Here is a 10,654-nt window from a genome sequence, read left to right on the forward strand (position 1 = left end):
TAAAGACCACTTTAAATTAGAGAAACTTAACTAAGCTGATTAGAAGTTGTAGTGGGCTTGAATAGAATAAAACTCCATATCGGCATCAAGATCAGCAGTCGATTGTCTTAAAGCAAACGTCCAACTATCATCAAATTGATACTTAATACCAACACCGTAAAATAAACTGGAATCTTGGCCGTCTTCTAGCGACTCTTCATCGTCACCATTTGTGTTGGAATAGCTTAAGTTTTTCGCTTCATCAACTTCAACATCAACAGTCATACCGCCAAACTCTACAAAAATACTGATGTCATCGGTGACAGGGTAACTGCCAATGGCACTTAGGCTTATACCATGACCTTCAATGCCTAAATCTTGATGATCGCCTATGTTAAACAACGACATTTCAGTACTTAAGTAAGGTGAAAACGTATAGCCACCCAACACAGAAAAGCCAATCTCGTCAGATGAAACACCGCTTTCATCCGCACTTACGCTCGATAAACCAAAACCGGCATAAAAGCCTGTTTTACCTTCAGTAGCATCTTCTTTAGCTTGTACTTGCGCGGTTAATAATAAAGAAGAAGCGAATGCGAGCGCGGTTATTTTTATATTCATAATCAAAGAAGGACCTTTATTTTTATCTAGCCCTCAACCTTATCGAACTGTGACACAATGTGCCACTTAACATCAGGTTCACCAATGCGATATTACAAGAGTAGGGAGGGAAATAAGCACTAAAAGTGTTGCTTAAATAGTGGCAATACCCACAGGTAAACTGGCCAAGGTAGTTTATTCAAATCTCCGTTTAGAGTGGCCTGTTAAACACGCCTGCCGGTTGATAAAAAGTGAGCCCAATCACTGCGGTTGCGCTTTTTACTTTCTTTTACTGCACGCTCAAAGTCATAGGGAACGTTAATATGCTGTACAACCCATCCCAAAGCCGATTTTTCAACAATTGAATACGCCGCGTAGTGATTAAAATTTTCCATAGAGTGAACCACGGGCTCTTCATCTGTATAGGCTTGAAGACCAACACTACCCGGGTTTACAACAAGTTGGCCGCTACTCAAGTGTACTGCTCTTGGAGTGTGTGTATGGCCACAACAAATGAGTTTAGATTGCTGACCAGCGAGTAAATTGATTATTTCGTTATCTGATCGCAGTTGCGCATAACCTTTACTGACATCCTCTAGCAGATAAACTAAATCGTCTTCAGGTGTGCCATGACACAAATAAACCTCTTCATTAACCTGCATATCAAAAGGTAAAGATTTCATCCATGCCAAAGGTTGAGTGCCTAAATCGTCTAAAATAAATTGCAGGGTAGGGTTGGATGCAATCTCTTCATCCGTTGACTGATAAATTTGACGATCTTGATTGCCTGAAATAGTGACAAAATCATGTTCCATTAGCATTTCAAAAGTGGCTCTAGGTGCAATAGGGCCATAGAGAATATCGCCAAGGTTAGCCTTTAAGTCGACATTGCGATTAGCTAAATCTTTAATGACGGCATCAAGCGCAAACACATTACTGTGGATATCTGATAATAAAGCAATTCTCATAAAATACTCTTAAGGTGATGTTTGACAAGTGGGATAAAAGACCTGTCTTTTAGTTAGTGATAAAAAAGCGAATAACCAGTGCTTTGCTTGTTGGAGTAAGCTGTAAAGGCCTGCATTGATAATAGGCTAACCCAAAATTGATTGTAAAAACTGTTGGCCTTGTGCACCTAAAAGCCAAACCAATGCCCCAATATTTGCAGTAACGGTTAGCCAATACATGTTTTTGAATGCTCTTTTGCTGGATTTGTGTTTCAGCTTATTTTGTGCATAAAAAGCACCTGGCCAACCACCAAGCAAACTGAGTAAGTGCAGGTGGCTTTCGGGTGTGCGCCAACGGCCATTTTTAGCAGATGATTTATCAAGCGCATAAACAATAAAAGCGATAAAGCTTGCCGCAACATACAAATACATTACTTCAATCGGTATTAATTTTAGGTAGGTTACAGTGGCTAAAACAATACAGAAAATAGCAGCAATAAAATAACCAAACTTACGTGGTTTTTGATACGCCGCTTTGTTGAGTTTGCGATCGATAACTAAACTTACATTGATAGCTTTGAATTTTCCTCGGGCGTCTTTGGTTTGCTCATATATGATTAAGTCTCCTTCAGTAGGTCTTTTAGAACGTTTTTTAAAAGACTTAATATGGACAAAAGCGCTATTGCCACCGCCGTTTGGCTCTACAAAACCAAACCCTTTTTTATCATCCCAATTGGTTAATTTTCCCTGATATTTCAATGCTGACTTCCTGTTAAATAAAATTCGACCTTATCCATTACGTGCTTTCTTTTGCAGGCTGTTAGGTAGCGTGTGACAGTAACCTTTGGCACAAGGCCTCTATATTTAGCTTTTTAGCATGAAATTGAGCAACCTCATTTACGGATAGTTTGTAAACATTAGGTATATCCATTTTATATGGGCCAGTTGAAACAAGATACACGATAAACATGTCATTTGATTCTTGAGCTTGATATAAAATAGTGCCCCACATTGGGCGAGCAACTTCTTGGACTCTTATATTTTTGCCCTGATATATAACTACATCCATGCTTGAGCTATCTAATGCTTGGCTAAAATTAGTGGGGCACGAACCAAGCCAACCTTTATGCGTCCGCTCTGTATTTACTTGTTAGCTGTATTTAGCACCTAGGTAGCTCTTCTCGGTTAGGTATATCCATTTTTAATATATTACAGCCAGTGTTACCTTGAATTTCTTTGTACTTCCCAAACTCTGCCGTATACCAACAACCGCATATAGATGTTGGTTTGGCGAACATATTAGTATCATCAGCAATAGTTGGATTTTCTTGCACTATTTTGTCTCCAGAAAAAACAAATGCAAATAAAAACATACTTAATGCAATGAGAAATATTGCAAGAATTGGCACGGCAATGTACTTAAACACCAGAGTTTTATTCATACTGTTAACGCTTTGGCCAAACGGCTATGCAACGTTTGCTATAATGCGCGAAGCGCGAGCAAGCGTTGCGTGTCTGGTTTGCGCAACTTGCTATATTTTTTTTAATTCAAGCTTATCTAAAATATTATTAGCTTCCAGTTCACTAAAGTTGCCTGATATTTGGTACAAAAATTCATCATTCTCTAAAACTATATACAGAGAATCAAATACCGATGTTCCGATAATTCCATATACATCAAAGTGTTTATGTTTAAATTTAATTAATTTATTTTCGCTATCAATATTATATGCTGAACGGATCAATTGAAATTTATCATTTGGCGAATTTTTTTCATATAGAGCACTAAAAAATGATTTAACTGACATATTGTATTTAGTGTGAAGTCCATTTGTCGCTAGTTTGGATGGGATATATGCAACTGAATACTCAAGCCCATTACTATATTTAAAGTGAGTAGTTGGAATACTTCCCCCTAATGTTTCAATATTAGTAACACTTGTTCGATCTATACAATGATGAATATCAGCTATTGATGCACTGATTTGTTTATTTGTACATACGCTTTTTCTAGGTATTTCACTAGATGCGGCACAAAGAGTAGGGTATAGCATTAAAGAAAACAGAATATGTTTATGTTTCATCTATATACCCAGCCCTGCTAGTTGAAGTCTGCGCTGATATTGTGCCTCTCTCACTCTAGCACAAGTGTATGATTGTTTATCAGAAAATTGCTCAAGAACTCTTTTAGACATATTAGTAGCAACCCAACTTATAGTTGCTTTACCACCTGTTGGCCTAGGAACCCAACTAAACGCATCGGAGCAAGTATTTATTTCTTTCAATAGCTCCCCAAATACCTCTGCGACCTGCTTATTTACATCTCCATTAAATTGAGTATTAATGCCTGCAAATTTATATAATCCATTTATTGCTTGTTTTACTTTTTGTTTATCATCCATAGTTTTCTCCTTAAATTGCTGGATAAAAATATAACGCCGTGCTTTGCGGCTGGTTTGAAGCGCAGCGGAAAAACAGTCCGATAATAGCGCCTTGTTAGCAATTGTGACTACCATCGTTCTCCTAGCTGTCCATCTCTGAGGTAGTATTTTTTCCCATCAAGAATACTTTTAAGTACTGCTTGAATGTGGATAGGTTGGGTCGTCACATCTATTTTTTCTGCTTGTTCTCTAAGATTTTCTAAATCCATAACATCACCAAAAGTTTGTTCATCAATCTGAACATAAGGGCCATTGGTAGAATCACTGCCAGAGTTACCAATTATTTCGGCCACTCTAATTACGCCATTCTCACTATTCATGACTGCATCCATAAATTCAGATGTTTTATCTTTTGAGCTTCTCTTTAACTCATAGAAAACGTGTGACTCAAGATGATTGTTAATATGCGTTCCATTAGAAAGAGATTTAATAGCCATCTTTTGATAGCCAACCTCAAGCTCAGCCAGCTGTTCTTCAGAGACCCATGGTTCATCATAGCTTTCTCCGTGGAGCTGACCTCGAATCTTGTACAAAACGTCTGCAGCCAAAGGTGCGCTTTCTTCTCTTACAACAAGATTATTAATCAGTGTATATTTATCGTCACTCTCAGAGATCACCTTATTTGTAAGCCAATTCATTTGGCGATAAAGATCCTTAGACATAAAGCCATAATTACTTTCTAGAGACGATATTAGCTTTTCAGAGTTGAGAAGTGCGTTATAAATGCTAATCAATATATCAAAGCTATTGCCTCCGCATTCTTTTGCATAATTCGTCATCATTTCAAAGAATCGATCATCGGCGTCTTCAGAAATCACTTTTTCAAGAAATTCTGCTCTGTCAATTTCTCCAGAGATAAAGTCAAGAATCTCCTGATCTGAAAGGTATCCTATTGGTGTTTTGTAGTGAAATGCAACGTGAAGCCTTTGAGGGGCAGACACTCGACCGGCGGAATCTGTATCGGAAACTCCATAATGAGAATACCCTCCCGAATCCAGAAGCGGAAAGGTATCACCGATAAGCCCCTCTAGTAATTTACGATCTCTTTCGCTAAATACTTTGAGGATACAAGCTCGTTCATCCTTAAACGACTCAACTACCTCTTCTGGCTTATCCATCATAAGACCGTCATTGGAAAATCTTTTTCCGATGTAAGCTTCAGGCGAGTTCTTGATATGCTCGTATAAAGAATTGGCTTTAGTAGCAATTATCGATAACGAGAAAAGGTCTGAAAAACAAACCTGGCCTTCTACCTGCTCCAGCACAAACCTCAAGTGATTAAAAAATCTTTTTAGCTCTCTAGGGTTTTTGATTAAATGTTTGAAATAATTATGATAGATCCAGCTTAACCTATCTTGGTCACTTTCAAATCTATCAGTTAGGTTTTTATCGCTTAAGTTTTTCAACTCAACATTTGCAAGCTCATTCATACCTCGTTCTGAAATTACAGGTAGAGGCACCCTAAGCTGTATTACCTTGTTGATGTATTCAGAGGCATTTACTATGTTGTTCTTATCTAAAACAGAGATAAGATAGTTTGAATCAAACGCCAATAGAAACGATGTGCCAGAAAAGTCTGCTACAGCCTTAACAAGACGCAGGACTTGGAATGTTTCAGATGGTGTCAACCTATCAATATCATCAATAACGACAACTATTGGTGTTTTTATTTTTTCTATCGCAGATACAACCTTCTTCTTTTTTCCCAATAAATCAAGTTTTTTCAGCTCTGCAATCTTCTTTGTTGAATTTCCAAACTTAGAAAATACTTTTTCAACAATTGATGCCCAAGGCTCCGCACCAGGAACTAGCTTAGCGACGCTAAAGAGGCTTGAATATGCAATTAACTCCTTGGAGGCTTTTAGAGCTACCTCAGAATTATCTTTAATATTTAGCTGTGATGAAAATTGAAGCAAGAAATCCTGAATTAACGACTCTGGCTTGCCAGCCAACCAAGGGTTATATTCAATAATAATTGGTGCAGATTCTTTTTCATTTAAAGCGCCTTTGACAAGGTTTATTACTGACGTTTTTCCATAACCCCATTCCCCTTCCAAAGAAACTGTTAAACAATCATCATCATGATTCAATAGAAGTACATTTGCTAAATGGTTGGCAAAGTCGAGTCTATTTAGTAAATCAGGGTCATTGGGACCACCCTGTATCGGTTGGTCGTTATGGTACTTTCCCATTCATAGATCCATTATTTGTGAAGATTGCTAACGCCTGGCTCTGGGGCTGCATGGAGCGCAGCGTAATGCAGCCCCTAGCAGCCACTTGTTAGATTTTGTTACTCGCAATCTTGCACTGCAGATACGTAAGCCCAATACTTACTTTGGCCAACGCTGTCTATTTGATTGATCTTAAGCTGACAGCCCACTGGCACCGTAGTTACAGCTTGAGCCACGGTGTAATATGGAAATCTAGGTTTATCGGCTCTAATATTCTTTTCAGATGCTAGTTTTATCGTTGTATCGAGTAGCTCGTTCACTTTCTTGTTGCCAACACTCGTAATTTTGAACTTAGGGACGAGCAAGCTGGTTTCAGTAGGATAGTGTCCGATATATAGCCACCCTAGACCTTCACTTTCTACTTCTTCTTGTCTCGGTAATACGTAACCCAAAACTGAAGGTTTAATAGTTACGTCTTCATCTGAATGCAGGAGTATTTGTATTTTTTGCATACTTTGCACGGCATTGATAACGGCATCAGTATCAAGAGTGTCGGTAAACCCAGGAAGAATGATTTCTGACAATTTTCCGTTTATACCGATTCTTTTGAATGTAATTGAACCAGTTAAATTACTCGTTTCAGCAGACGCTGCCAAACCAGATATATCGGCCAAATCTATACCAGCTTTTGCGTTATATATTTTTGCAACTATTTTGGCGCCCACACCTATTTGATACCTTGCAGCATCTAAACCATCATCATCTGGACTTCCCATCCAAGTATGCTTAGACCATAACATGGTGACCTCATAGGACTGCCCCTCAACACTCAGGCTACTTGTTAAAATCTGCCCCTTCGTTGAACCGCTTAGGCTTCTGACATAAGTTTCAGAATCACTATTTGAAAGAAGATCTAAATGACATCTAGTTGAACTTTTAAATTTCTTACCGTTAACAGTCACTTCATTTGCTTCACTTGCTGACTCACAAGTTGCAAAATTATCAAGTAATCCCTTTGCTCCTGAAGCACCTTGCCATGCAGTATGAGCTGGCATCGGTGTTTCATTAGCATAATAAATACTTGTTTCTTCAGTAGCGACGGGGCGGTTTGGTTCATTTATATTGAGGGGGTTTGTGGTGCACCCTGCTAAACCAAGCAGGCATAAGATATATAACTTTTTCATCCAGTTTCTCCCTTTATCTGATTAAAAATCTAACGCCCTAATAACGGGCTTAAAAAGTTTGGCTAAAAAAGCGAGGTACGTATATGGACTCCCCGAGTAAAGCAAGCCTGTTTAATTAAATTCAAAGTGTGTATAGCAAGTTCACGTATATTCGGCTTTTTAGTGGGGCGCTACCCCAAGCCTTAATGGTTTTATCCACCGTTCAAGACTCCTTAACGAACGAAAGGTATCAAATCTACCGACGTCCCTCACAGGTTTTGTCTTGCGTGCTCTTAGCAACACTTTTTCATTAGTTTCACATACTTGCGTTTACAAGGCTACCACCTTGCCTTTATTTCCCCTTATCAAATCTCATTAAGCGAATTGAGGCTGATAAGGCGTGCCTGTCTTCAAAATAGCGCAAGCCATTCTTACAAGCTTATTGGCTAAGGCAACGGTGGTTTTGTTCAAATGATTGTGACTGGCTTGATTGCGTATCCAACAACTGAGTTTATCTTGTTTGTCTTGAACGGCACAGACCACGGCGCGCGCACCATGCACAACCAGTGAGCGTAAATAGCGGTCACCACGCTTGGTAATACCTAGCACGATGTTATTCCCACCCGTCCCATTATGCCGAGGAACTAAGCCAATGCTGGCACTGGCATCGCGTCCGCATTTATAAGCAGATGCGTCGCCAAGCCTTGCATATAAACCGCTGGCAATAATCCAAGAGACACCCGGTAAAGAGACGAGCAACTTACACGCTTGAACTTGCTTCGCCATCTCGGTCAGTGCATCCGTGGTTTGCTTAACCAAGTCTTCTACATGGTAAAGCTCTTGCAATAATTGGCTCAGAACAAAGCGCGCTTGGTGGGTTAAATGACAGTCAGCATCTTCTAAATAATCAGGTAGATGCTTTTTAAATTGCGCTACGGTTTTCGGTATTTTAACGCCATACTCCAAGCCCAATCCCCGCGCACGATTAACTAACTGCGTGCGTTGCTTGATATACCCTTGGCGCAAACGTAACAAGCAAGCCAAGTCTTGTTGTTCGAGGGTTTTCACTTTAACAAAATAGGTGTTGGGGCGTTTAATGGCCTCAAAAATAGCTAAGGCATCGTTAGCATCATTCTTATTACCCGTACGATACTTAGCGACAATATGGGCAGGTACTAATTTAACTTCATGCCCTTGCTTGCTGAATAATCGTCCGAAGTGATGAGCGGTGCCACAAGCCTCCATGCAAACACAGGCTTCAGGATGTTGAGCAACAAAGTTCAACATACGTTGCTCATTCATTTTGGTATTGGATTTAAGAATGCCGAACTTATTAAAGAAGGCGATTTGGAAAACAGTTTTGGCTAAATCGATAGTAATGGTGCTAGACTTTTGCATGGTATGGGCTCCGTTAGTTTGGTCACTTCACCTTAGTCGAAAACGACAAAAGGTGGGGAGTCCATACCATTGAACAAAGCCAATTATTGTTTGTCCGCGTTTACAGCTTTGTTATAACTCAACCTCTACAGTTGTTCAATTACCCAATCATTAACAGGCTTAGACCAAGAACCTAACTTTTTAATAACTACTGCGCCCGAAGGTGAAGCAACTGGGTTTACTTTAAACGCTGTAGCTTTTTGATGATAAACGATAGGTTGTTCACCAACCATAGTCATTTGAGCACCACCATAAGAATCGCTATTAATTGCGACTTTTGTTCCTAATTCTATAGCTGAGTGAATGAGAATATATTGGGCTGTTGGTGATTTTTGTTTATCGATACTGAAGTACATCCAAAAATGAGAGTCGTCGTAAACTAAATCTTGATGTTTATATCGCATATATTCTAAGTTAGTTTGTTTGATTATATTAAAATCTGAATCTAGGACACTAACCATTGGTATAAATGCAAACTTATGCTCAAGGTAAAAGCTTTTAACTGAAAAATATTCAGTATTCTCTTGCCCTTCTAGTTTTATTAAATGATAAGGAGACGTAATTGAGTTTACTTGAACAAGCTCTTCGTTTTCCTCCATGTTAACAATCAGCGAGTCTTTTAGGGCTGACTGTTTGAGAGCATTTAATTCTACGCAGCATGCTTTTCTTTTATAAGCATCATTTCTAAGTTCATATGAACGTTCACTTCCTATATTTTTGGGAATTTTGGTTGTCATTTGGCAACCACTAGAAATTATAGTAAAAAGAAATATTAAGAATATCTTAACGTTCATAAACAAACCTTTATTGAGTTATAACGCCAAGCTAAGAGGCGGAAAAAGTTTTGGCTACACTGGCGAAGAATGAGCCGAGCCAAACTTTTGGAGTCCTTGCTTGAGCGCCTTGTTGTATGGCTTGTTACTGAAAGTGAGCGGTTTACCGCCTAGCACTAATAGAACAAACCACGATTATTAATTTGAAAGAAAAGCTGAAAACAACACAAGAGAAAAGGGCACGAATGCCGAGTAGTTATTGACCCTGATGTTATTTAAGCTTTCCTTGCTTATTTTTTTACTGAGATTAATTAAACCACAGTTTTTGATTGTTAAAAACAACCACGTTTAAAACGAATACGCGTTAACCATTTAGCTTGTGATTGGCAGATAAAAAAGAGAAACAACAACCGAAAACACAAGACTCAAAAAGTGGTTAACACCTAGCATTTTACCAATACCATACAACGTCCGCCTAAGCGGCAGATAAAGGTTGGTTAAACTTTTGCGAGGCACGAGCACAAACCAACCTTTATGCGTCCGATTCCTTGAGGCGTTTGTTAGTTGCCTTTACGCATAAAGTAAATGAAAAGGCAAAAGATACAAACGCACATTTGTATTACTGTACTTTGATTATCATACCCTTGGAACAAGGAATATAAACCTAAAGTTATTGTTTGGTTTCTTAAACTTTCACCGATTATCACGATACAAGGCGAGCAAAAAGCTCCATAAACAACAGCTTTTAAGAAAGGTGTTTCTTTTAGTTTGAATTGCTCAGAAAGTACACTGATAGCTAATAAAGCCAATGGGAAAATGAAAATTAAAAAGAATATATAGCCAAACATTTGTACTTAAATTTATAGGCAACTAACGCCCGCCTAAGCGGTAAATAAAGGTTGGTTATAATTAGCGAGGTACGAGCGCAAACCAACCTTTATGCGTCCGATTACCTTGAGGCGTTTGTATGGATAATTCCCCACACATTTTAAAACTATTTCGGTAAAGTGAGACCCAAGCCTTAGCTGCAACTAAGGCCTTTCTATTAGGTAGTTCGATTGATGCGTGGCTCCTCAGTTGAGAGACCGATAACAAGAGCGAACACCTAATAGGACTCCAAGCAAAACACTCGAATAGTCTACT

Annotated in this window: 12 protein-coding genes; all 12 read right to left on the reverse strand. The window is 38.8% G+C overall.

Annotated features, from left to right (window positions below; all coding sequences use genetic code 11):
* Positions 1-39 precede the first annotated feature (39 nt).
* The gene (locus HR060_RS15245; RefSeq protein WP_174201153.1) at positions 40-600 is read right to left on the reverse strand and encodes an outer membrane beta-barrel protein; all 561 of its coding nucleotides are present in this window, start codon (positions 598-600) and stop codon (positions 40-42) included.
* A gap of 203 nt (positions 601-803) precedes the next feature.
* Positions 804-1,547, reverse strand: coding sequence for a metallophosphoesterase family protein (locus HR060_RS15250; protein WP_174201154.1), 744 nt, complete (start codon positions 1,545-1,547; stop codon positions 804-806).
* 126 nt (positions 1,548-1,673) lie between these two features.
* Positions 1,674-2,285 (reverse strand): DUF1294 domain-containing protein, encoded by a 612-nt coding sequence (locus HR060_RS15255; protein ID WP_174201155.1) that lies wholly within the window; start codon positions 2,283-2,285, stop codon positions 1,674-1,676.
* A gap of 61 nt (positions 2,286-2,346) precedes the next feature.
* On the reverse strand, positions 2,347-2,595 hold the full coding sequence (locus HR060_RS15260; protein WP_174201156.1) for a hypothetical protein: 249 nt from the start codon (positions 2,593-2,595) through the stop codon (positions 2,347-2,349).
* A gap of 91 nt (positions 2,596-2,686) precedes the next feature.
* Positions 2,687-2,968, reverse strand: coding sequence for a hypothetical protein (locus tag HR060_RS15265; RefSeq protein WP_174201157.1), 282 nt, complete (start codon positions 2,966-2,968; stop codon positions 2,687-2,689).
* A 90-nt stretch (positions 2,969-3,058) separates the two neighbouring features.
* Positions 3,059-3,610, reverse strand: a complete 552-nt coding sequence (locus HR060_RS15270) for a hypothetical protein (RefSeq protein WP_174201158.1) — start codon at positions 3,608-3,610, stop codon at positions 3,059-3,061.
* Positions 3,611-3,928: a hypothetical protein gene (locus HR060_RS15275; protein WP_174201159.1), complete on the reverse strand. Its 318-nt coding sequence runs from the start codon at positions 3,926-3,928 to the stop codon at positions 3,611-3,613.
* 107 nt (positions 3,929-4,035) lie between these two features.
* Positions 4,036-6,159 carry a KAP family P-loop NTPase fold protein gene (locus HR060_RS15280; protein ID WP_174201160.1) on the reverse strand — a complete coding sequence of 708 codons (2,124 nt, stop codon included), beginning with the start codon at positions 6,157-6,159 and terminating at the stop codon, positions 4,036-4,038.
* Between the two features lie 98 nt (positions 6,160-6,257).
* On the reverse strand, positions 6,258-7,322 hold the full coding sequence (locus HR060_RS15285) for a hypothetical protein (protein ID WP_174201161.1): 1,065 nt from the start codon (positions 7,320-7,322) through the stop codon (positions 6,258-6,260).
* A gap of 354 nt (positions 7,323-7,676) precedes the next feature.
* Complete coding sequence (locus tag HR060_RS15290) at positions 7,677-8,699, reverse strand: IS110 family RNA-guided transposase (RefSeq protein WP_174201162.1); 1,023 nt, start codon at positions 8,697-8,699, stop codon at positions 7,677-7,679.
* A gap of 125 nt (positions 8,700-8,824) precedes the next feature.
* On the reverse strand, positions 8,825-9,532 hold the full coding sequence (locus HR060_RS15295) for a MalM family protein (RefSeq protein ID WP_174201163.1): 708 nt from the start codon (positions 9,530-9,532) through the stop codon (positions 8,825-8,827).
* A gap of 888 nt (positions 9,533-10,420) precedes the next feature.
* The coding region (locus HR060_RS19210; protein ID WP_217434950.1) for a hypothetical protein at positions 10,421-10,654 on the reverse strand (234 nt) is incomplete at its 5' end.

Origin of the sequence: Marinifaba aquimaris, from assembly GCF_013328345.1 — a bacterium.
Lineage (GTDB): Bacteria > Pseudomonadota > Gammaproteobacteria > Enterobacterales > Alteromonadaceae > Marinifaba > Marinifaba aquimaris.